Below are 20,536 nucleotides of genomic sequence, written 5' to 3' on the forward strand. Positions count from 1 at the left end.
GGCGGACGGGTCAGGACACGAAACGGGCCACGCCGTCGAACGAGGCCGCCCCCTGCACCAGGGCAAGGTGCCGGGGGCTGAGGTCGGGCAGGGCATCCGGGGTGAACCAGCGGACGTCGGTCGACTCGTCGTCGTTGACCCGGGCGGTGCCGCTGACCCAGCGGCAGCGGAAATCGAGGTTCAGGAACGTCGTCACATCGCCGTTGGGGTAGGTGATGGGCCCCACGACGTTCGTCCCCAGCAGGCACTCGACCTCGACGAGCACGCCGGTCTCCTCCTCGACCTCGCGGCGCAGGGCCACCGCCGGCTCCTCGCCGGGGTCCACCATGCCGGTGATGATGGCCCACGCACCGTTGTCGGCCCGCCGGCCGAGGAGCACCCGCCCGTCGTCGTCGAACACCACGCCGCCCACGCCCGGCAGCCAGAGAGGGGCATGGCCGATCGAGCGGCGCAGGGCGAGGACGAAGTCCGGGGTAGGCATGATTTTCAGCCTAGTACAGCGAGGCCGAGGGCCGCTCCCGCGATGAGGAACGGCCCGAAGGCCACCGACGAGCGCAGCGTCGCCCGCCGCGCCGCCAGGAGCAACAGGGCCCACCCGCCGCCGAGCACGACGGCGAGGACCGGCCCCCACCAGAGCTCGTCCCAGCCGGCGAACCCCAGGTACAGGCCGAGAAGCCCCGCGAGCTTCACGTCCCCGAAGCCCAGCCCCTGCGGGTGGAGCAGGTGCAGCGCCGCGAAGGCCACCAGCAGGATCGCTCCCCCGCCCAGCATCCCCGGGATACGGTGCCAGTCCCCCGCGGCCCCGGCGGCCGCCCCCAGGAGCAGGACCGCCGCGGGGTAGGACGGCAGGACGATGCGGTCCGGGAGCCGGTGGGTGCGCCAGTCGATGACGCTCAGCCGCACACCGACGACGGCGAATCCCGCGAGGGCGGCGGCGAGCAGCACGAAGGCGACGGGCTCCCGGCCCAGGTAGTCGGCGAGCACGGAGGTCACGGCTCCAACCTATGCGACGGCCCTGATCCGGCGGCGCACCGACGGTACACTGTGGAAATGTCGGCCCAGCACAGTTCCAGCCCCGAGGAGACGTTCCGCTCGCTCTGCCGGTCCTCACCCTGGCGCTGGGAGACCCTGCGCTTCACCATCACCTGGCGTGCGCCGTCGGAGTCGGGCAGCGACACGGCACCGCCGCTCATGGCCTGGCTGCGCCGACCCGCGGCGCTGCGCGTGGAGGCCGCGGACGGCACGCTCCTCCATTCGACCACCGGCAACGAGACCTCCCGCGACGCCATGTACGTGAGCGCCACACGGAAGTCCTGGCTCCTCGCACCGCGCCTCGTGACCCCCGTGTACGACGACGCCGGGCTGGTGCGACGCCGCCCCGAGGCCGCCTACGGCGAGGCGGTCTTCGGCGATCCGCGCTGGTCCTCGATGCTGGACCCGGTGGAGCTCGCCGGGAACGCACCCGTGGCGATGGCCTTCCCGGGGGCCAACCGGGTGGAGATCGGGGATCTCGCCGAGGAGGTGTTCGCGGGCCGCCCGGTGCTGGCCGCGACGCTCACGCCCAACGCCGGCTACACCGCGACCGCGCCCGGCCATCCCCTCATCGGCGAGGGGCGGACACGCGTGCTCGTCGACGTCGGCACCGCGGTCTGCGTGTCGACGACGGCGCTCGACGGCCCGTCGAGCGGCGCCGGCCACGACCTGCAGATCCTCGGTGTGGACGAGTACCTGACGGACGACTACTTCCGGGCGGCGCCGCCCGAACTGAGCGATGTGAGCCGGCACGTGCCGTGGATCGTGGAATGACCTAGAGCTCCGCGCCCTCCAGCAGGTCCGTCACGAGGGCCGCGATGGGCGAGCGCTCCGACCGCGTCAGGGTCACATGCCCGAACAGCGGGTGGCCCTTGAGGATCTCGACGACGGCCGCGATGCCGTCGTGGCGTCCCACCCGCAGGTTGTCGCGCTGGGCGACGTCGTGCGTGAGGACGATCCTGGAATGCTGCCCGATGCGGCTCATGACGGTCAGGAGCACGTTCTTCTCGAGGGACTGCGCCTCGTCCACGATGACGAAGGAGTCGTGCAGGCTCCGGCCGCGGATGTGGGTGAGCGGCAGCACCTCCAGCATGCCGCGGTCCAGGACCTCCTCGACGACCTCCTGCGACACGAGCGCACCGAGGGTGTCGAAGACCGCCTGCCCCCAGGGATTCATCTTCTCGTTCTCGCCGCCGGGCAGGTAGCCGAGCTCCTGGCCGCCCACGGCGTAGAGCGGCCGGAAGACCACCACCTTGCGGTGCTCCCGGCGTTCGAGCACGGCCTCGAGTCCCGCGCACAGGGCGAGGGCGGACTTCCCGGTGCCGGCGCGGCCACCGAGCGAGACGATCCCCACCTCGGGATCCAGCAGGAGGTCGATGGCCAGGCGCTGCTCGGCGGAGCGGCCGTGCAGCCCGAACACGTCGCGATCACCCCGCACCAGGCGGACGTGCTTGTCCGCCCCGACACGCCCCAGCGCGGACCCGCGCGGCGAGAGCAGGATGACGCCGGTATTGACCGGCTGCTCGGCCGCGGCCGGCGTGAACACGGCCTCGTGGCTGTACAGCGTGTCGACTTCCTCGACGGTGGCGTCGAGTTCCACCACGCCGGTCCAGCCGGAATCCCGGACGAACTCGTTGCGGTACTCCTCGGCCCGGAGGCCCATCGCGGACGCCTTGAGGCGCAGCGGCAGGTCCTTCGAGACCACCGTGACGTCCCGTCCCTCGACGGCGAGGGACTTCGCGACCGCGAGGATGCGCGCATCGTTGTCGCCGCTCCTGAACCCGACCGGCAGCACGTCCGGCGAGACATGGTTCAGTTCGACGCGCAGCGTGCCGCCCTCGTCGCCGAGGGGGACGTCCCGGTCGAGTCCGCCGTGGGCCACCCTCAGGTCGTCCAGCAGCCTGAGCGCCTTCCGCGCGAAGTACCCCAGTTCGGGGTCGTTCCGCTTGCCCTCCAGTTCGGAGATCACGACGACGGGCAGGACCACCTCGTGTTCCTCGAACCGCAGGATGGCGCGGGGGTCGGAGAGCAGGACCGAGGTGTCGACGACGTAGCTGCGACGGTGGTGCGATGCATCGGGCGATGGTGCGGTGGTGCTTGTGGCCATGTGGACTCCGCTCCGGGGTGAGCCCACCCCGACGTCGTAGGGTTGACGCGGGCACGGATCCGAACCCCCGTCGATGGCTCGACCCTACGCCTCCCGTCCGTACGGCGCGCGCCGGACGCGTCGTGTCGGTGGTGAAGGAACGGTGAACTCTCAGGAACCGAAACGGCGCTGTCGTCGGCCGAAGTCGCGCAGGGCACGCAGGAAGTCGACGCGGCGGAAATCGGGCCACAGGGCCTCGCAGAAGTAGAACTCGCTGTACGCGCTCTGCCACATGAGGAAGCCGGAGAGCCGCTGCTCGCCGGAGGTGCGGATGACGAGGTCCGGGTCCTGCTGGCCGCGCGTGTAGAGGCGGGAGGAGATGTGCTGGTCCGTCAGCTCCTCGGCGAGCGTCTCCAGCGACATCCCGCGGGCCGCGGCGTCCCGCATGAGCTCCTTGACGGCGTCGACGATCTCACGCCGCCCCCCGTAGCCCACCGCGACGTTGACGTGGATCCCGTCGATCCTCTCCGTGGAGGCGGCGAGGTCCACGAGCTTGCCGCTGAGGTCCTCCGGCAGCAGGTCGAGGGCGCCGACGGGCTGCACCCGCACCCGGTTGCTCTCGCCCAGGCGGTCCAGGGTGTTGGCGATGATGTCGAGGAGTTGGTCGATCTCCTCCTGGGGCCGGCCCATGTTGTCGGTGGAGAGCATGTAGAGCGTGACGACGTCGACGCCGAGTTCCTCGCACCAGCCGAGGAACTCGTGGATCTTGTCAGCGCCGGCCTGGTGGCCGTGGCTCGTCGGAGCGCCCGCGAGCTTCGCCCACCGCCGGTTCCCGTCCACCATGACGCCGATGTGGTGGGGGATCCGCTCGGGCGCGAGGTGACGCTGCAGCCTGCGCTCGTAGAAGCTGTAGCCGACTTCGGGGAACTTCCACGTCACGCCCGGCAGCACCTCCTGAGTCCATGCTCCGGCGGGTCCGGAGCGTCGCCGCGACGGAACACCGGCGCCTTGCGCATACCTCTTCCTACCGTACCGGCAGTCGCCTTATAAAGACCTGCACCGCCGCCGTCGAGCTGTTGCGCATGCCTCGTCCGCCGCCGCCCGCAGGCATCGCCGTGGGCTAGAATCCGGGCTATGACCCCGCACGACCAGGCCCCCCACTCCCGCCCGTCGGACACCGCCGGCGGCCGCACCGCGGCGCTCGAGGACACGGTCGGTTCGGTGGCGGGACCCCTCGCGGACGCCCTGGCCGCCAAGCCGCTGTGGCGGGGCTGGATCCATGCGGTCGCGACCCCGTTGGCGGTCGCGGCCGGGATCGTCCTCGTGGCGCTCGCGCCGACGCCGGCACTGAGGATCACCTCCGCCATCTACGCCTTCACCGGCGTGCTGCTCTTCGGCGTCAGCGCCGTCTACCACCGCGGGAACTGGAGCCCCCGGGTGAAGGTGGTGCTGAAACGCCTCGACCACACCAACATCATGCTGGTCATCGCCGGCTCCTACACGCCGCTCGCCTGGGCGCTGCTGGAGCCGGGGAAGGCCGAGACGCTGCTGTGGATCATCTGGGGCGGCGCGATCGCCGGGGTGCTGTTCCGCAACCTCTGGGTCGATGCCCCGCGCTGGCTGTACGTCCCGATCTACGTGGCGCTGGGCCTCGGCTCGGTGTTCTACATGCCCGATTTCTTCAGGGCCGACGTCGCCGCTGCCGTCCTCATCTGCGTGGGAGGCGTGCTCTACATCGTGGGTGCCGTGTTCTACGGGATCAAGCGTCCCAACTTCTCGCTGCGCGTGTTCGGTTTCCACGAACTCTTCCACGCCTTCACCGTGGCGGCCTTCGCGGCGCATTTCATCGCGATCATGCTGGCCGTCCTGAACCCGGACCAGGCCTGACTGCAGCGACCTAGCGGTTGTCCGGGCCGTGCTTCCCGCCGGGCATGGGCCGCCCGGCATCGTCGGGGCCCTGCGCGCCACCCCGGCGGTCGTCGCCGGCGGCCCCGCCGTCGGCTGCGCCGCCCGGATCAGCGGCGCCGGCCTCGCGCCGGGCTCGTGCCTGGTCCACCTCCGCGGTGTAGCGGACGCGGCGGATGCGCTTGGTCATATCGCGGATCAGGAGGATGACCAGCACGACGACGAAGAGGGTGGCCAGGAACCCGAGGGTCCCGGGCGTCACGGACGCCGGGTCCAGCCCTGGTTTCAGCGTCGGATCGCCCGACGGCGTCATCGTCGTTGCAGCCAGGCTGAGGTCAAGGAACACGCAGGCACCACTTTCGAAACTCGCAGCGGATCACGATGACCGCCGCAGGCAATTCTACGCGGGATAGAACTGGCCCGTGGACCGGGAGGGTCCTACGCGTCGGCGGTGATGCCCGCGAAGAAGTCGTGCTCGGGCAGCTGCGACTCCACCCTCGAGGCGATGAGCGAGTAGTCCTCCCACGGCCACACCTTCTGTTGCATCTCGATCGAGACGGCGAAGAAGAAGCCCTCGGGGTCCACCTGGGTGCGGTGCGCGAGGAGCGCCCGCTCGCGGTGCCCGAAGAAGTCGGCGCAGTGGATCTGCGTGGTGGTCGCGTGGGTGGGCGCGGGCGGCTGGTGCCCCTCGGCGTCGGACTCGAGCCACTGGGCGATGCGCTCGGCGTAAGGGGACTGCAGGCCGGCCTCCTCGAGGGCGAAGTGCAGGGCACGGAACCGTTCGGGATTGAACGCGCGGTCGTAGTAGAGCTTGGACGCACTCCACGCCGCGCCCGTCCCGGGGTAGCGCCCCGGATCGGCCGCGGCCTCGAAGGCCTCCACGGCCACGCGGTGGGCCATGATGTGGTCGGGATGCGGGTAGCCCCCGTTCTCGTCGTAGCTGACGATCACGTGGGGGCGGAACTCGCGGACGAGCTTCACGAGGGGTGCGGCCGCCCGCTCGAGCGGCTGCAGGGCGAAGCACCCGGCCGGCAGGTCGGGCAGCGGATCGCCCTCGGGCAGTCCCGAGTCCTCGAAGCCGAGCCACCGGTGCCGGACGCCGAGCTCGGCGGCGGCGCGGGCCATCTCCAGCCTGCGGAGGCCCGGGAGGTCGCGCTTGCCGTGCGCATCGTCGTTCATCGCCGCATTGAGGATGTCGCCGCGCTCGCCACCGGTGCAGGTCGCGACCATCACCTCTGCCCCGGCCGCCACGTAGCCGGCCATCGTGGCCGCACCCTTGCTCGACTCGTCGTCCGGGTGGGCGTGGACTGCGAGGAGGCGGAGACCCTCGCGGGACTCGCCGGGCTGATCCTGGGGTGGCAACACGCGCTCCTGGCTTGTCGGGGGAAGAACGGAGGAGGCGCCCGGAGGGGGCCGCCGTCGACGGGCGGTAAAATGGGAGCGTGAGCTCCGCCGGAACGCCAACACCAAGAGTAGCCAATCGCTACGGCACCCCCAAGCCGAAGAGGCCGATGGGCCGTGTGCGGATGCTGGTCATCGCCGTGGTCCTCGCAGCCGTGGCAGCGATCGCCGCCGTCGCCCTCACCACGGGCAGCCCGCCGGTGTCCTCGAAGGACGTCGGTTTCTCCCTCGCCTCGGACGAACTGGCGAGCGTCGATTTCGAGGTGACGAAGGATCGCTCGGCGACCGCGCAGTGCGCCGTGCAGGTGCTCAGCGAGAACTATGCGGTGGTCGGCTGGAAGACCGTGACCATCGGCCCGAACAGCGCCGAGGAGGGCGCCAACGACGGCGGGACCACGGCGCACCGGACCGATGTCCGGCTCGATTCGCCCGGCGTCTCCGGCGGTGTCAACGCCTGCTGGATCGTGGAGGACTGACCTCGGCGGCCGGACTGCTTGGGTTCTGGCCCTCCCCCCTCTAGAATGGGGGGATACGTTTCGCCCCGCTTCACCGGCGTACCGGCCACCCGGTCCCACGAGGCGGGGTGTTTGCTTGCCGGTGACCTCGGCTGCACTGCCGGCCCGTCGAGTGACCATGAGCCCCGCCGTCCTGGTGGCGGCCGTACTGAAGGAGTTATCCCGTGTCCACGAACAGCGTTCCCATCGCCGCCTGGCTCACGCAGGAGTCCTACAACCGGCTCAAGACCGAACTGGACCACCTGTCCGGTCCCGGTCGCACCGAGATCGTCGCCCGCATCGAGCAGGCCCGCTCCGAGGGCGACCTCAAGGAGAACGGCGGCTACCACGCCGCCAAGGAGGAGCAGGGCAAGGCCGAGGCCCGCATCCGGCAGCTCACGCACCTGCTGGAGAACGCACACGTCGGCGAGTCCCCGGCGGACGACGGCGTCGTCGAGCCGGGCATGATGGTGTCCGCGAAGATCGCGGGCGACGTCGAGAACTTCCTCCTGGGCAGCCGCGAGGTGGCCGGTGACACGGACATCGACGTCTACAGCGAGAAGTCCCCCCTGGGCGCCGCCATCCAGGGGACCAAGGCCGGCGACACCGTCACCTACACGGCGCCCAACGGCAAGCAGATCACCGTCGAGATCATCTCGGCCACCCCGTACGTGGGCTGACGGTCCGGCTTCACCCGCCGGCTACGAGCCGATGCCGAAGCGGTCCGCCCTCCCGGGGGCGGGCCGCTTCCGTTTGAGCAGGAACGCGGCGAGGACCCCGCCGAGGGCCCCGAAGAGGTGCGCCTGCCAGGAGATGTTCGAGCCGATCGTGGGCAGGACGCCCCACAGGATGGAGCCGTACGCGAGGAACAGGACGACGGCGAGCAGGATCTGCTTCCAGTCCCGGTTGTAGAAGCCGCGCGTGATCAGGTAGGTGAAGAGGCCGAACACCACGCCCGAGGCGCCGATGGTGAGCCCGCCGCCGAAGAGCCAGGTGCCGATGCCGGAGGCGAGCCAGCTGATGCCGATCGCCGCGGCGAAACGCCGCGCGCCCTCCAGGAAGGCCACGAACCCGAGGACCAGCAGGGGCAGCGTGTTGCTCGCCAGGTGCTGGACACCGCTGTGCAGGAGCGGCGCGAAGACCACGCCGTCGAGGCCGTCCACGCTGCGGGGTGCGATCCCGAGGGTCCTCACGAGCGTGTCCCCGAGCAGGGCGTTCACCAGGAACACCGCCCACATCGCCGCCACGAGGCCGACGACGGTGACCAGTCCGGCCTGCGCCCTCCGGGCGAGGGGTTGCACGTCCCCGGCCCTCACCCCTGGACGACCACGGGCTGGAAACCCTCCGCGCGCAGGTTGCTGAGAACCTGCTCGCAGTGCTCGTCGCCCTTGGTCTCCATGTTGATCGTGATCGCCACGTCACCCATGCTGATCGATCCGCCCACGCGCGTGTGGTCGACCCCGGTCACGTTCGCGTCCGACTCCGCGATGATCCGGGAGATGGTCGCGAGCGAGCCGGGGCGGTCGTCGAGGAGCATGCGCACCACGAGGTAGCGTCCCGCGGCCGCGAGACCGCGCTGGATGACCTTCAGCATGAGCATCGGGTCGATGTTGCCGCCGGAGAGCACCACCACCGTGTTGCCCGGGTCGGCGCCGTCCTCCGTCAGCTTGCCGTCGAGGAGGGCCGCCACACCGACGGCGCCGGCCGGCTCGACGACCATCTTGGCGCGTTCCAGCAGGAAGATGAGCGCCCGGGCGAGGGAATCCTCGCTCACCGTCACGACGTCGTCCACGAGCTCCCTGATGATGGAGAACGGCAGCTGGCCCGGCCGGCCGACGGCGATGCCGTCCGCCATGGTCGAGACCTTGGTGAGCGGCACGAGGGCGTCCGCGGCGAGGGACGGCGGATAGGCGGCCGCGTTCTCCGCCTGCACGCCGATGATGCGGATCTCCCGCCCGAGCTCCTTCGCGCGTGCCTTGACGGCGACCGCCACCCCGGCGAGGAGTCCGCCGCCACCCACGCCGATGAGGATCGTGTCGACGTCCGGCACCTGCTCGAGAATCTCGAGCCCGAGGGTCCCCTGGCCGGCCACGACGTCCACGTCGTCGAAGGGATGCACGAACACCGCACCGGTCTCGTCGGCGTACTTCCGGGCTTCGGCGAGCGCCTCGTCGACGTTGTGGCCGTGCAGCACCACCTCGGCACCGTGTCCGCGCGTCGCGGCGAGCTTCGGGAGTGCAACGCCGAGGGGCATGTAGATGCGGGCCGAGATGCCCAGCCGCGCGGCCGCCACCGCCACGCCCTGCGCGTGGTTGCCGGCGGACGCCGCGACGACGCCGCGGACGCGTTCGGCGTCGGTCAGCTTCGCCATCCGGTTGTAGGCGCCGCGCACCTTGAAGGAACCGGCGCGCTGCAGGTTCTCGCACTTCAGGGACACGGTGGACCCGGTGATCCGGCCGAGGGCCCGCGACTGCTCGATCGGGGTACGGGCGATGACCCCCTCGAGGGTCCGGTGTGCCGCTTCGACGTCGGCGAGGGTCACGGCGAGGTCGACGGCGGGGTCGGTCGCGAAATCGGTGGTTGCGGTCTGCTCGGTCACGGGGAGGTCTCTTCCTGGGGGGCTGGCGCGGCGGTCGGGTCCGGGGTGCTGGCCGGTGACGACGAAGACTGGTGCTCCGCCGGGACCGGCCCGCTAATGCCGGCCCCTCCCCCCTGGGGCCAGCCCTGCCGGAGCACGACCTCGTCGTCCTCCCAGGCCCTGCGCGAGATGTAGCGGACGGATGAGTTCAGGACCGCCAGGATGGGGACGGAGAACAGGGCGCCCGGGATCCCGGCGACGATCGTGCCGCCGGCGACGGCGAGGACCACCGCGAGCGGGTGGAGGGAGACGGCCGGTCCCATGACGAGCGGCTGGAGCACGTGTCCCTCGACCTGCTGGACGAAGAGCACGATCGCGAGCATGATCAGTGCGTTCACCCACCCGTTGGCGACGAGCGCGAGCAGGACGGCGACGGAGCCGGTGGCCAGTGCGCCCACGACGGGGATGAAGGACCCGAGGAACACGAGGACGCCGAGCGGCAACGCCAGGGGCACCCCGATGATGGCGGCCCCCACGCCGATGCCGATCGCGTCCACGCCCGCGACGAGGATCTGGACGCGGACGTAGCGCGCCATGGACAGCCACCCCGTGCGGCCGGCGCCGTCGACAGCTGCCCGTGCGCGGACCGGCGCGAGTCCGACGACGAACCGCCAGATCCCGGGGCCGTCGAGCATGAAGAAGATCAGCGAGAACACGGTGAGGAAGATCCCCGCGGCGATGTGCCCCGCGGTGGACCCGAAGGAGAGGGCGCCGCTGAGGATGGAGGCGCTGTTGTCCTGGATCGCGCCGCCGAGGTCCTGCAGGTACTGGTCGATCTGCGTCGCGGTGAGCTGGAGGGGGCCCTGGGACAGCCAGTCCAGCAGCTGCTGCACCCCCGCGGCGGCTTCCCCCCACAGGCTCGCCATCCCGACCGTGAGCTGCTGGCCGACGAGCAGGAGGGCTGCCACGATGACGCCGAGGAACCCGACGAGCGTCATCGCGACGGCGAGGCCGTTCGGGACGCGCCGGCGATGCAGCGCGATCTTCAGCGGCATGAGCAGCGCGGCGAGCAGGCCCGCGATCATGAGGGGGATGACGAGCACCGAGATCCAGCTGAGGAGGTAGATCAGCACGCCCCCGACGACGATGACGAGTCCCAGCCGCCAGGCCCAGGAGGCGGCGATGCGCAGGGCGAAGGGGACGTCCGACCGCCCGTCGGTCCGGACGGGACGGGGCACGAGCGCGGCCCGGTCCTGCGACGGTCCGGGGAGGGTCACAGCACCGCGGCTCACGGCGCGCTGCAAGGCGCGCTGGGGGTTCGCTCCGCGGAGACGATGCATGGCCCAATCCTTCCATAGAACCCGCGCGCGCCCGCTACCCGAGAGCCGGCAGGATCCCCCAACGGGCCGAGAACGACGCCCCCGCGTCGAGCCACCGCAGGCCCTCCCCCGAATTGAACGCATCGGCGGGGGCGGTCATGGGCTCGATGGCCACGGCCCTGTCCACGCCGGGGTAGATGGTGCTCACGTACACATGGGCATAGGCGAAGGACGCGTCGGCCCAGAGGGTGACGCTGCGTCCGTCCGGAGCGGCGAGGACGTGCTCGTGGCGCCCCCCGACGGTGTGCAGGCCCGTAAAGGCCGTGTCGAACTGCAGGTCGCCGATCCTTTGGCCGTTCCGCAGGTCGTGCTGCCCGGTGACACCCACGGTGCCGGTCGGGATCGACCGGTCGTCGGTCTCGAACATCCCGTCCGCCAGCAGCGTCAGGGTCAGGTCCTCGGTGGGCACGTCGGAGATCTTGAGGTACGGATGGGCGCCCAGGCCGAAGGGCGCGGCGTCCGGTGAGAGGTTCGTCAGCTCCTGGGTGACCGTGAGCTGCTCCTCGGTGAGCTCGTAGGTGGCGCGGTGGAGCAGGTGGAAGGGGTAGCCGTGCTGGGGGAATATCTCGGCCTCGAGGATGGCGTGGGCGGGACCGACCTCGACCGCCCGGTAGCCGGTGTTGCGGAGGAGCCCGTGGGTGGCGTTGCCCTTGGACGGCTCCGTGATGTCGAGGCGCTGCTCCGTGCCGTGCAGCGACCACCGGCCGCCGGCGATGCGGTTCGCCCATGGCGCGAGGAGGATCCCCCCGCCCCCGGCGGGGATGTCGCCGTCGCCCCAGGTCTCGGTGAGTGCGACGCCGCCGCACTCGTAGGAGCGCAGGGCCGCCGCGAGGCTGGCGACGACCACCGTCGACGCGCCCGCCCGCAGGGTGTGGTTGATGCCGCTTGCCGGCCGTGGAGTCGCCATGCAGCGATGCTACCCGTACGCGAACTTTCCCTGCGCGGGGTGGCATGGGGCCCTATGATGGATTTTGTTCGTTTCAGTGCGGACTCGTTCGTTTCTCATCCCGTTCCACGGCAGGAGGGCCATGCTCGCAGCAGAACGCCAGGCGGCGATCCTCGAGCGCCTCTCCGGGCAGCCGGCCGTCCGGGTGAGCGGGCTGGCGATCGCGCTCGGCGTCTCGGAGATGACGGTCCGGCGGGACATCGACACCCTCGAGGCCCGCGGGGCGCTGGTCCGCGTCCATGGAGGAGCGGTGCGCCCGGGCAGCCTCAGCTCGGTCGAGGCGGGCTTCGACGTCAACCGGACGCGGGCCGGTGCAGAGAAGCGGCAGATCGCGGCCGCGGCGGTGTCGCTCCTGGCCCCCGGCATGACCGTCTCCGTGACGGGCGGCACCACCACCTTCGCCCTCGCCCCCCTCCTCTGCCGGGTCCGGGGACTGACGGTGATCACCAACTCGCTCCCCCTCGCGGACGAACTGTTCCGGCTGAGCGCCGCTGCGACCCCCGAGAGCACCCCCCGGGTGCTGCTCTCGGGCGGGGAGCTCACCCCGTCGAAGGCCCTCGTCGGCCCGCTCGCGACCGGCACCATCTCCACCCTCCGGGCGGACCTGTGCTTCATGGGCGCCCACGGCGTGGACGCCACCGCGGGCATCACCACGCCCAACCTCGCCGAGGCGGACACCAACCAGGCCTTCGCCCGCACCTGCGGGAGGCTCGTGGTGCTCGCGGACGCGACCAAGATCGGCGTCGTGAGCCTCGCCCGTGTCGCGGCGCTCGACGCCGCGGCCATCCTCGTCACCGACCGGCACCCCGGCGCCGACTACGCCGCACGCACGCGCATCCTCTGCGACCCCGTCACCGACCCCCACCTGGAAGAGCGCCCATGACCCTCATCACCCCCACCCGCCTGTCCGACGGGCGCGAGCTGATCTACTTCGACGCGCACGAGTCCAGCGCCACACGGCATCGCGACGCTGCCGCGACACGTGACGCCCGCGAACTGCCCGCGCGCGGACCGGCCGGGACCGCCCGGTACGACGCCCTGACCGGCGAGTGGATCGCGGTGGCGGCCCATCGGCAGTCGCGCACCCACCTCCCTCCGGCGGACCAGTGCCCGCTGTGCCCGACGACGCCGTCGAACCTCTCGGAGATCCCGGCCTCCGACTACGAGGTCGTGGTGTTCGAGAACCGCTTCTCCTCCTTCGGCCCCGACCTCGGCGACCTGCCGGCCGCCCCCGCCTGGGGTACGACGACGACGGCGTACGGCCGGTGCGAGGTCGTCGCGTTCGATTCCGCGCACGAGGGATCCTTCGGGTCCCTGCAGCCGGAGCGCGCGCGGACCGTGATCGACGCATGGGCCCAGCGCACCGAGGCGCTGTCCGCGATGCCGGGCATCAGGCAGGTCTTCTGCTTCGAGAACCGTGGAGCGGACATCGGCGTGACGCTGCTGCACCCGCACGGCCAGATCTACGCCTACCCCTTCATCCCGCCCCGCGCCGCGACCCTCGCCGGGAAGGCCGCGGAGTTCTTCGAGGCCTCCGACGGACGGCAGACGCTCATGGGGCACGCGCTCGCCGCCGAACGGCAGTCCGGCGAGCGCATGGTCATCGAGGGCGAGCACTTCAGCGCCTTCGTACCGTTCGCTGCCCGCTGGCCCCTCGAGGTCCATCTGGTCCCCCACCGGCAGGTCGCGGACATCGCGGGCCTCACGGGCGAGGAGCGCGACGAACTCACGACGGTCTACCTCGAACTCCTCGGCCGGCTCGACGCCCTCTACCCCACGCCCACGCCGTACATCGCGGCCTGGCAGCAGGCGCCCGTCGACGCCGCGCTGCGGCCGGCGAGCTACCTCCACCTCCAGCTCACCTCTCCCCGCCGCGCCGCCGACAAGCTGAAGTTCCTGGCGGGTTCCGAAGCTGCCATGGGCGCCTTCATCAACGACACCACCCCGGAGAAGGTGGCGGACGCCCTCCGCAGCGCCTCTCCCGCCACAGCCCGGAAGGACCAGGCATGAACACCACCCCCCACGATCTCGCGGCCGCCTTCACCGACCGCTTCGGCAGCGAACCGGACGGCCTGTGGTCCGCCCCCGGCCGCGTCAACGTCATCGGCGAGCACACCGACTACAACGACGGCTTCGTCCTCCCCTTCGCCATCAAGCATTCGACGACGGTCGCCGTGGCGGTGCGCCCGGACCGCATCGTGCGGGTCGCCTCGACCTTCTCCACGGACGACACCCCGGTGACCGCGGACCTCGACTCCCTCCAGGAGGGCAGCGTGGAGGGCTGGGCGGCGTATCCCCTCGGCGTGCTGTGGGCCATGGAGCAGTCCGGCTACCGCTGTCCCGGCATGGACATCCTGGTGGACTCGTCGGTCCCGGTCGGTGCCGGACTCTCCTCCTCCGCCGCGCTCGAGTGTGCCGTCGCCGTCGCGGCGAACGATCTCTCGGAGGCCGGCGTGTCCCGCCGGGAGCTCGCCACGATCGGGCAGTTCGCCGAGAACCGCATGGTCGGAGCGCCGACCGGCATCATGGACCAGTCCGCGTCGCTGTTCGGCGAGGCGGGGCATGCCGTCTTCCTCGACTGCCGGTCCGGGGAATCCCGGCTGGTCCCCCTCGACCTCGAGGGTGCGGGGCTCGAACTCATGGTCATCGACACCCGCGTCAGCCATTCGCATTCCACCGGGGGCTACGCGGCCCGCCGCCGGTCCTGTGAACTCGGCGCCGAGCTCATGGGGGTCCCCGCGCTGCGCGACCTCTCGGTGAAGGACCTCGCCGAGGCGGCGGGCGTCCTGGACGAGGAGACGTTCCGCCGGGTGCGCCACGTCGTCACCGAGAACGCGCGCGTCGAGGACGCCGTGGACGTCCTCTCCCGGAAGGGCCCCGCCGACCTCGGGTCCCTCCTCGTCGCCAGCCACGCCTCGATGCGCGACGACTTCGAGATCTCCTGCCCCGAACTCGACACCGCGGTGGACGCCGCCCTGGACGCCGGAGCGCTCGGCGCCCGGATGACCGGCGGCGGGTTCGGCGGCGCCGCGATCGCCCTCGCGCGCGTCGGCGACGTCCCCGCCATCCGCTCCGCCGTCGAGGCGGCGTTCTCCGCGGCGGGCTTCCGCGCCCCGGTCGTCTTCGGCGTCCTGCCCGGGGCGGGCGCGGCGCGCGTCGCCTGAGACCACGGGACCCCTGCGAACGGCCCTGAACGGCGAAGGACCCGCACCCTGGAGGGTGCGGGTCCTTCGCTGTGACGACCCTTGGTCGTCACCGATCGGTGGGTGCTAGTCGCTGCCGCGAAGGATCGCGAGCAGGCGCAGGATCTCGACGTACAGCCAGATCAGCGTGACGGTCAGGCCGAAGGCCGCGGTCCACGAGTACTTCTGGGGGGCGCCGTTGCGGACGCCCTCGCTGATCGAGGTGAAGTCGATGATCAGGGAGAAGGCCGCGAGGCAGATCGCGAAGAGCCCGATGACGAGGCCGAAGGGGATCCCCTGCTCGAAGCCGAACATACCCTCCGTGCCCGGGATCCCGCTGGAGCGGAGACCGAACGCGCCCTCGGTCACGCCGAAGAGCATGAGTCCCAGGTTCACCAGCGAGAAGGCCGCGTAGCTGATGATCGCGATCATGAAGAACTTCATCGCCTTCGGCGTCGCACGGACCTTGCCGCTCTTGAACAGCGCGAGCGTCACGCCGAAGACCACGAGCGTCCCGAGGACGGCCTGCCCGGCGATCCCCGGGTACATCGCCTCGAGGAACATGGTGAGTCCACCGACGAACAGTCCCTCCAGGCCCGCGTAGGCGAGGATCAGCGCCGGCGACGGCTCACGCTTGAACGCGTTGACGAGGCCGAGCACGAAGCCGCCGAGCGCGCCGATGACCATGAGGGGCAGGGCGAGCCCGGGCAGCACGAAGGCGGGGATCGCAGCGCCCACCAGGACGACGCCGATGCAGAGCAGCGTCTTCACGATCACGTCGTCGAAGGTCATGCGCCCCGTCTGGGCGGGTCCGGCGGACGGCTGGTTGTACATGTGCTCCAGCTGCTGCTGGTTGGCCATGGTCTGGCCCGCGTACATCGTGGTGCCGACTCCCGCCGCCTGGTTGCCGCCCCGGGTAGCGGAACGGAAGGTCTTCCCGTTGAATACCGGATTACCGCCAAGTGCCATTTCTGTAGTCCTCCAATAGGGGGCCGAGTGTCTAACGAACCCTATCAAGTGCAACGGTCCTGCCCGGGGTTTGTTCCCGGCGGCGACCGTGCTCCCGGCCGGACGGAATTTCAATACCAAGGAGCCTTGGTAAAACATTCGTTACCGAATTGCTACCTTGGCCGGATGCTTTTGCGAGGAGGGGAAACACGCCGCTAGTAAAGTGATCCCCACGCCCGTGACACTCGTCACAACTACTGATCCCAGCGGTTCGCCGCCGGGCTTGCCCCCACCGTGGAGGTTCCCATCTTGATCACCATGTCCACGCCTGCACGGATCAGGAGGTCGCTGCTCCTGGTGCTCGGCCTCCTGACGCTCGTGCTGCTCGGCGCCCCTGCCGCGCAGGCGTCCCAGCCGTCGTCGATCCCGGCGGTGCATCAGACGCAGACCGCCGCCACCATCCAGGCCTCCGAGTTCGACAACCGGATCGGCGGCGTCCTCCGCGGCGCCGACGGACCCATCGCCGATGTGACGGTCACCGCCAAGGGCAACGGTTTCGAGGGTGAAGCCACATCCGGCCCCAACGGCGCCTGGAGCATCGGGGTCCCCGAGCAGGGCACCTACGAGGTGGAGATCGACGAGGAGACGCTCCCCGAGGGGGTGGCCCTCGCGGAGGGCCAGGAGAACCCCCGCCAGGTGACCTTCGCCAACACCTCGAGCGCCACCACCCTCTTCCTGTTCGGTGAGGGAATCGTCTCGCAGCAGGCGTCCTTCCTGGACACCCTCGCCGAACGGGCCCTCGCCGGGTTCAGCTTCGGCCTCCTCCTGGCACTGAGCGCCGTCGGGCTCTCCCTGATCTTCGGTACCACGGGCCTCACGAACTTCGCCCACGGCGAGATGGTGACCATCGGCGCGGTCCTCGCGTTCGCCTTCTCGGCCGCCGGGCTGCCGATCACCGTCGCGATCGTCCTGGCGGTCATCGGCGGCGGCCTCCTCGGCTACGTGCAGGACGCCGGTCTCTGGAAGCCCCTCCGGCGTCGCGGGACCGGCCTCGTCCCCATGATGATCGTGAGCATCGGCCTCGCGCTCGCGCTGCGCTACACCATCCAGTTCTTCTTCGGCGGGGCCACCCAGCAGCTTCCCGGATCGCAGAGCGAGATCATCGATCTCGGGTCGGTGTCCATCTCCCGCAACAACCTGACCTCGCTGATCGTGAGCCTCGTGATCATCCTGCTGGTCGCCTTCCTGCTCCTGCGCACGCGCATCGGCAAGGCCACCCGCGCCGTCGCCGACAACCCCGCCCTCGCCGCGGCGTCGGGCATCGACGTGGACCGCGTCATCAGGATCGTCTGGGTCATCGGCGGCATGCTCGCGGCCCTCGGCGGCATCCTGTGGGCCTACTACCGCCCCGGGGTCTCCTACAACATGGGCCAGCAGATCCTGCTGCTCATCTTCGCGGGCGTCACGCTCGGTGGCCTGGGCACGGTCTTCGGCGCCCTCGTCGGTTCCATCATCGTCGGCCTGTTCGTGGAGATCTCCACGATCTGGCTCGAGGCAGACCTCAAGTACGTCGGCGCACTGCTCATTCTGATTCTCGTGCTCCTCTTCCGGCCACAGGGCATCCTCGGCCGCCGCGAGCGCATAGGTTAGGGGCTCTTCATGGACTTCGGAAACATCCTCATCAACGCCTTCGGCGAGATGATCAGCCCCACCACGGCGGCGTACGCCCTTGCGGCCCTCGGTCTCGCGGTGCACTTCGGCTATTCGGGCCTCCTGAACTTCGGACAGGCCGGCTTCATGGCCGTCGGGGCCTACGGGTACGCCATCGCGACCCTCAGCTTCGACGCACCGCTCCCGGTGGCGGTGCTGGTGGCCGTCGTCGCCTCCGTGATCTTCGCGATCATCCTCGGTATACCGACCCTCCGCCTGCGGGCGGACTACCTGGCGATCGTGACCATCGCGGCAGCGGAGATCGTCCGCTACATCGTGACCACCAACGGACTCACGGATGTCACCGGTTCGGCCAACGGGCTGGCGGCCTTCGAGGGCGGGTTCTTCGGCCTCAATCCCTTCCCCCAGGGGACCTACAACATCGGCCCCCTCGGGATGAACGAGCGCGACCTGTGGATCCGCGTCGTCGCCTGGAGCGTCGTCACCATCGCGTGCCTCCTCGTCTGGCTCCTCATGCGCAGCCCCTGGGGCCGCGTGCTGAAGGGCATCCGCGAGGACGAGAACGCCGTGCGCTCGCTCGGCAAGAACGTGTACGCCTACAAGATGCAGGCCCTGATCATCGGCGGTGTCCTCGGGTCGATCGCGGGCATCATCTTCACGCTGCCGCGCGGCGCCGTCCAGCCCGCGAACTACGCGACGGAGCTGACGTTCTTCCTCTACACGTGCCTCCTCCTCGGCGGCATGGCCACTGTCCTCGGACCGGTCGTCGGGGCGATGATCTTCTGGGTGGTGCTCTCGTTGACGCAGGGGATCCTGTACGGCCTCATCGAGATCGGCGCCATCACGTTCCTCACCAACTCTCAGGCGGGTCAGCTGCGCTACATCCTCGTGGGTGTGGCCCTGATGCTGCTCATGATCTTCAGGCCGCAAGGCGTCCTGGGCAACAAGAAGGAGCTGGCGTTCGCATGACCGGCAACCACGGTGAGAACACCCACGACAACCATCACGACAACGACCCGGGGATCACCCCCGGCGATGCCGCTCCGGCGGCGTCCGGCGCCCATGCAGCGGCAGCCCCGGCCGGCGGCGTCCCGGGCGGCTCGGCGGCGGGTGCGGCCCCGCCAGGCCAGGACTACATGACGGACTCCGAGCCCATCGCCACCGGGGAGGCGAGGCCGGGGTGCAGCAAGCGCGATCCCATCGTGGTCGCCCGGAAGGTGACCCGCAGCTTCGGCGGCATCAACGCCGTCGACGTCGAGCACCTCGAGATCCCGCGGCACAAGATCACCGCCCTGATCGGCCCCAACGGTGCCGGCAAGACGACGCTGTTCAACCTGCTCACCGGGTTCGACACCCCGAACAGCGGCGACTGGGAGTTCGACGGCAAGCCGCTCGCGAAGGTCGCCTCGCACAAGGTGGCACGGATGGGCATGGTGCGCACGTTCCAGCTCACCAAGGTCATGGGCAAGCTCACCGTCATGGAGAACATGCGTCTCGGTGCCGCGGACCAGCCCGGCGAGAGCCTCGGCCGGGCCCTGTTCAAGGGCATCTGGGGAGGCCGGGAACGCGAGATCACGCAGCAGGCCGAGGTGTTGCTGGAGAAGTTCAAGCTCGACGCCAAACGCGACGACTACGCGGCGTCCCTCTCCGGCGGGCAGCGCAAGCTCCTCGAGATGGCGAGGGCGCTCATGGTCCGGCCGCGGCTCGTGATGCTCGACGAGCCGATGGCGGGCGTCAATCCGGCGCTCACGCAGTCCCTGCTGGAACACATCAAGAACCTGAAGGCGGAGGGCATGACCGTCCTGTTCGTCGAGCACGACATGCAGATGGTCCGCCACATCGCCGACTGGGTGGTGGTCATGGCCGAGGGCAAGGTGGTCGCGGAGGGTCCGCCCGCCATCGTCATGAAGGACCAGGCCGTGATCGACGCCTACCTGGGGGCCCACCACGACGTGGACCTCGGCGACGCCGAGGGCATCGAGCGCCTCGAGGCGGAACTCGCCCACGACGAGGAATCGGTCATCGGCACCGAGGACGAAGGCCTCCTCGGCCGCGGGGTCATCGAGCTCGGAGGCGAGCCGCGCACGGCAGGCTCCGCCCACAAGGACGAGGAGACGAAGTAATGGCTGAATTCGAGGGCGACTCCGTCGTCAAGGTCACCGATCTCGTGGCGGGCTACCTGCCCGGCGTGAACATCCTCAACGGGTGCAGCATCGAGGCACGCCGCGGTGAGCTCATCGGGATCATCGGCCCGAACGGGGCCGGCAAGTCGACGCTCCTGAAGGCGATGTTCGGACTTGTGAAGGTGCATTCCGGCACCGTCATCGTCCGTGGGCAGGACCTCACGGGCCTGAAGGCGAACAAGCTGGTCAGCCTGGGCGTCGGCTTCGTGCCGCAGAACAACAACGTGTTCTCCACCCTGACCATCGAGGAGAACCTCCAGATGGGCATGTACCAGAGGCCCAAGGACTTCAAGGAGCGCTTCGACTTCGTCGCCAGCCTCTTCCCGGAACTCGCCAAGCGGCGGGCGCAGCGGGCGGGGTCGCTCTCCGGCGGGGAGCGCCAGATGGTCGCGATGGGCCGGGCCCTCATGATGGATCCCGCGGTACTGCTGCTGGACGAGCCCTCCGCCGGCCTCTCGCCCGTGAAGCAGGACGAGACGTTCCTGCGCGTGCATGAGATCAACAGGGCCGGGGTCTCGGTGATCATGGTGGAGCAGAACGCACGCCGCTGCCTGCAGATCTGCGACCGCGCCTACGTGCTGGACCAGGGCAAGGATGCCTACACGGGCACCGGCCGCGAGCTGATGAAGGACCCGAAGGTCATCCAGCTGTACCTCGGCACCCTGGCCGACACCGCCTGAGGTCCGCACCTCAAGGAGGCGTGAAGCGCAAGGGATGGGCGGAACCGGGAA

The 20,536-nt window shown here is 70.3% G+C and carries 22 protein-coding genes; 11 read left to right on the forward strand and 11 right to left on the reverse strand.

What is annotated here, in order from left to right; genetic code table 11:
- Positions 1-10: 10 nt before the first annotated feature.
- Complete coding sequence (locus CXQ92_RS14300) at positions 11-481, reverse strand: NUDIX domain-containing protein (protein WP_104168434.1); 471 nt, start codon at positions 479-481, stop codon at positions 11-13.
- A 5-nt stretch (positions 482-486) separates the two neighbouring features.
- Positions 487-993, reverse strand: a complete 507-nt coding sequence (locus CXQ92_RS14305; protein ID WP_104168435.1) for a prepilin peptidase — start codon at positions 991-993, stop codon at positions 487-489.
- Positions 994-1,050: 57 nt separating this feature from the next.
- Between CXQ92_RS14305 and CXQ92_RS14310 the strand changes: the two genes are divergently transcribed.
- On the forward strand, positions 1,051-1,806 hold the full coding sequence (locus CXQ92_RS14310) for a hypothetical protein (RefSeq protein WP_104168436.1): 756 nt from the start codon (positions 1,051-1,053) through the stop codon (positions 1,804-1,806).
- A gap of 1 nt (position 1,807) precedes the next feature.
- Here CXQ92_RS14310 and CXQ92_RS14315 read toward each other — a convergent pair whose 3' ends face one another.
- Both CXQ92_RS14315 and CXQ92_RS14320 read right to left on the reverse strand, forming a co-directional pair.
- Positions 1,808-3,139 (reverse strand): PhoH family protein, encoded by a 1,332-nt coding sequence (locus CXQ92_RS14315; RefSeq protein ID WP_104168437.1) that lies wholly within the window; start codon positions 3,137-3,139, stop codon positions 1,808-1,810.
- A 150-nt stretch (positions 3,140-3,289) separates the two neighbouring features.
- The gene (locus CXQ92_RS14320; RefSeq protein WP_104168810.1) at positions 3,290-4,057 is read right to left on the reverse strand and encodes an isoprenyl transferase; all 768 of its coding nucleotides are present in this window, start codon (positions 4,055-4,057) and stop codon (positions 3,290-3,292) included.
- Positions 4,058-4,252: 195 nt separating this feature from the next.
- On the opposite strand from CXQ92_RS14320, the gene CXQ92_RS14325 reads away from it, so the two are divergent.
- Entirely contained in the window at positions 4,253-5,005 is a 753-nt protein-coding gene (locus CXQ92_RS14325; protein WP_104168438.1) for a hemolysin III family protein, read from the forward strand.
- Between the two features lie 10 nt (positions 5,006-5,015).
- Here the strand turns inward: CXQ92_RS14325 and CXQ92_RS18240 are convergent, their stop codons facing one another.
- Positions 5,016-5,369, reverse strand: a complete 354-nt coding sequence (locus tag CXQ92_RS18240; RefSeq protein WP_181033679.1) for a hypothetical protein — start codon at positions 5,367-5,369, stop codon at positions 5,016-5,018.
- A gap of 92 nt (positions 5,370-5,461) precedes the next feature.
- Positions 5,462-6,385 (reverse strand): mycothiol conjugate amidase Mca, encoded by a 924-nt coding sequence (gene mca / locus CXQ92_RS14335; RefSeq protein WP_104168439.1) that lies wholly within the window; start codon positions 6,383-6,385, stop codon positions 5,462-5,464.
- 80 nt (positions 6,386-6,465) lie between these two features.
- On the opposite strand from mca, the gene CXQ92_RS14340 reads away from it, so the two are divergent.
- Positions 6,466-6,900, forward strand: coding sequence for a DUF4307 domain-containing protein (locus tag CXQ92_RS14340; protein WP_258069963.1), 435 nt, complete (start codon positions 6,466-6,468; stop codon positions 6,898-6,900).
- Between the two features lie 203 nt (positions 6,901-7,103).
- Positions 7,104-7,598 (forward strand): transcription elongation factor GreA, encoded by a 495-nt coding sequence (gene greA / locus CXQ92_RS14345; RefSeq protein ID WP_104168440.1) that lies wholly within the window; start codon positions 7,104-7,106, stop codon positions 7,596-7,598.
- 21 nt (positions 7,599-7,619) lie between these two features.
- Here the strand turns inward: greA and CXQ92_RS14350 are convergent, their stop codons facing one another.
- From CXQ92_RS14350 to CXQ92_RS14365, 4 genes are read right to left on the reverse strand one after another with little or no spacing between them, the layout of a single operon-like run.
- The gene (locus CXQ92_RS14350; protein WP_258069964.1) at positions 7,620-8,219 is read right to left on the reverse strand and encodes a rhomboid family intramembrane serine protease; all 600 of its coding nucleotides are present in this window, start codon (positions 8,217-8,219) and stop codon (positions 7,620-7,622) included.
- An 11-nt stretch (positions 8,220-8,230) separates the two neighbouring features.
- On the reverse strand, positions 8,231-9,517 hold the full coding sequence (gene ilvA, locus CXQ92_RS14355) for a threonine ammonia-lyase (RefSeq protein ID WP_104168441.1): 1,287 nt from the start codon (positions 9,515-9,517) through the stop codon (positions 8,231-8,233).
- Positions 9,514-10,836, reverse strand: coding sequence for an AI-2E family transporter (locus CXQ92_RS14360; protein WP_104168442.1), 1,323 nt, complete (start codon positions 10,834-10,836; stop codon positions 9,514-9,516). The genes ilvA and CXQ92_RS14360 overlap by 4 nt, the downstream gene beginning before the upstream one ends.
- Positions 10,837-10,870: 34 nt before the next feature.
- Positions 10,871-11,782: an aldose 1-epimerase family protein gene (locus tag CXQ92_RS14365; protein ID WP_104168443.1), complete on the reverse strand. Its 912-nt coding sequence runs from the start codon at positions 11,780-11,782 to the stop codon at positions 10,871-10,873.
- 121 nt (positions 11,783-11,903) lie between these two features.
- On the opposite strand from CXQ92_RS14365, the gene CXQ92_RS14370 reads away from it, so the two are divergent.
- The 3 genes from CXQ92_RS14370 to galK are packed head-to-tail and all read left to right on the forward strand — an operon-like array spanning position 11,904 to position 14,985.
- Positions 11,904-12,704 (forward strand): DeoR/GlpR family DNA-binding transcription regulator, encoded by an 801-nt coding sequence (locus CXQ92_RS14370; protein ID WP_104168444.1) that lies wholly within the window; start codon positions 11,904-11,906, stop codon positions 12,702-12,704.
- Entirely contained in the window at positions 12,701-13,831 is a 1,131-nt protein-coding gene (gene galT, locus CXQ92_RS14375) for a galactose-1-phosphate uridylyltransferase (protein WP_104168445.1), read from the forward strand. Before CXQ92_RS14370 ends, galT begins: the two co-directional genes overlap by 4 nt.
- On the forward strand, positions 13,828-14,985 hold the full coding sequence (galK, locus tag CXQ92_RS14380; protein ID WP_104168446.1) for a galactokinase: 1,158 nt from the start codon (positions 13,828-13,830) through the stop codon (positions 14,983-14,985). The genes galT and galK overlap by 4 nt, the downstream gene beginning before the upstream one ends.
- Before the next feature lie 105 nt (positions 14,986-15,090).
- On the opposite strand, the gene CXQ92_RS14385 is transcribed toward galK, so the two are convergent.
- Positions 15,091-15,972, reverse strand: a complete 882-nt coding sequence (locus CXQ92_RS14385) for a Bax inhibitor-1/YccA family protein (RefSeq protein ID WP_104168447.1) — start codon at positions 15,970-15,972, stop codon at positions 15,091-15,093.
- 297 nt (positions 15,973-16,269) lie between these two features.
- On the opposite strand from CXQ92_RS14385, the gene CXQ92_RS14390 reads away from it, so the two are divergent.
- The 4 genes from CXQ92_RS14390 (at position 16,270) to CXQ92_RS14405 (ending at position 20,485) form a co-directional block, all read left to right on the forward strand.
- Positions 16,270-17,601 carry a branched-chain amino acid ABC transporter permease gene (locus CXQ92_RS14390; RefSeq protein ID WP_104168813.1) on the forward strand — a complete coding sequence of 444 codons (1,332 nt, stop codon included), beginning with the start codon at positions 16,270-16,272 and terminating at the stop codon, positions 17,599-17,601.
- Positions 17,602-17,610: 9 nt separating this feature from the next.
- Complete coding sequence (locus tag CXQ92_RS14395; protein WP_104168448.1) at positions 17,611-18,591, forward strand: branched-chain amino acid ABC transporter permease; 981 nt, start codon at positions 17,611-17,613, stop codon at positions 18,589-18,591.
- Positions 18,592-18,758: 167 nt separating this feature from the next.
- The gene (locus CXQ92_RS14400) at positions 18,759-19,745 is read left to right on the forward strand and encodes an ABC transporter ATP-binding protein (RefSeq protein ID WP_104168814.1); all 987 of its coding nucleotides are present in this window, start codon (positions 18,759-18,761) and stop codon (positions 19,743-19,745) included.
- Positions 19,745-20,485, forward strand: a complete 741-nt coding sequence (locus CXQ92_RS14405; RefSeq protein WP_043444082.1) for an ABC transporter ATP-binding protein — start codon at positions 19,745-19,747, stop codon at positions 20,483-20,485. Before CXQ92_RS14400 ends, CXQ92_RS14405 begins: the two co-directional genes overlap by 1 nt.
- Positions 20,486-20,536 lie beyond the last annotated feature (51 nt).

This window comes from Arthrobacter sp. SX1312 (assembly GCF_002929295.1).
Lineage (GTDB): Bacteria > Actinomycetota > Actinomycetes > Actinomycetales > Micrococcaceae > Arthrobacter_D.

Coding starts and splice junctions, on each gene's coding strand:
- CXQ92_RS14300 (WP_104168434.1), bottom strand. CDS start 481: ATGCCTACCCCGGACTTCGTCCTCGCCCTGCGCCGCTCGATCGGCCAT.
- CXQ92_RS14310 (WP_104168436.1), top strand. CDS start 1,051: ATGTCGGCCCAGCACAGTTCCAGCCCCGAGGAGACGTTCCGCTCGCTC.
- CXQ92_RS14315 (WP_104168437.1), bottom strand. CDS start 3,139: ATGGCCACAAGCACCACCGCACCATCGCCCGATGCATCGCACCACCGT.
- CXQ92_RS14325 (WP_104168438.1), top strand. CDS start 4,253: ATGACCCCGCACGACCAGGCCCCCCACTCCCGCCCGTCGGACACCGCC.
- CXQ92_RS14360 (WP_104168442.1), bottom strand. CDS start 10,836: ATGCATCGTCTCCGCGGAGCGAACCCCCAGCGCGCCTTGCAGCGCGCC.
- CXQ92_RS14365 (WP_104168443.1), bottom strand. CDS start 11,782: ATGGCGACTCCACGGCCGGCAAGCGGCATCAACCACACCCTGCGGGCG.
- CXQ92_RS14370 (WP_104168444.1), top strand. CDS start 11,904: ATGCTCGCAGCAGAACGCCAGGCGGCGATCCTCGAGCGCCTCTCCGGG.
- galT (WP_104168445.1), top strand. CDS start 12,701: ATGACCCTCATCACCCCCACCCGCCTGTCCGACGGGCGCGAGCTGATC.
- galK (WP_104168446.1), top strand. CDS start 13,828: ATGAACACCACCCCCCACGATCTCGCGGCCGCCTTCACCGACCGCTTC.
- CXQ92_RS14385 (WP_104168447.1), bottom strand. CDS start 15,972: ATGGCACTTGGCGGTAATCCGGTATTCAACGGGAAGACCTTCCGTTCC.
- CXQ92_RS14390 (WP_104168813.1), top strand. CDS start 16,270: ATGTCCACGCCTGCACGGATCAGGAGGTCGCTGCTCCTGGTGCTCGGC.
- CXQ92_RS14395 (WP_104168448.1), top strand. CDS start 17,611: ATGGACTTCGGAAACATCCTCATCAACGCCTTCGGCGAGATGATCAGC.
- CXQ92_RS14400 (WP_104168814.1), top strand. CDS start 18,759: ATGACGGACTCCGAGCCCATCGCCACCGGGGAGGCGAGGCCGGGGTGC.
- CXQ92_RS14405 (WP_043444082.1), top strand. CDS start 19,745: ATGGCTGAATTCGAGGGCGACTCCGTCGTCAAGGTCACCGATCTCGTG.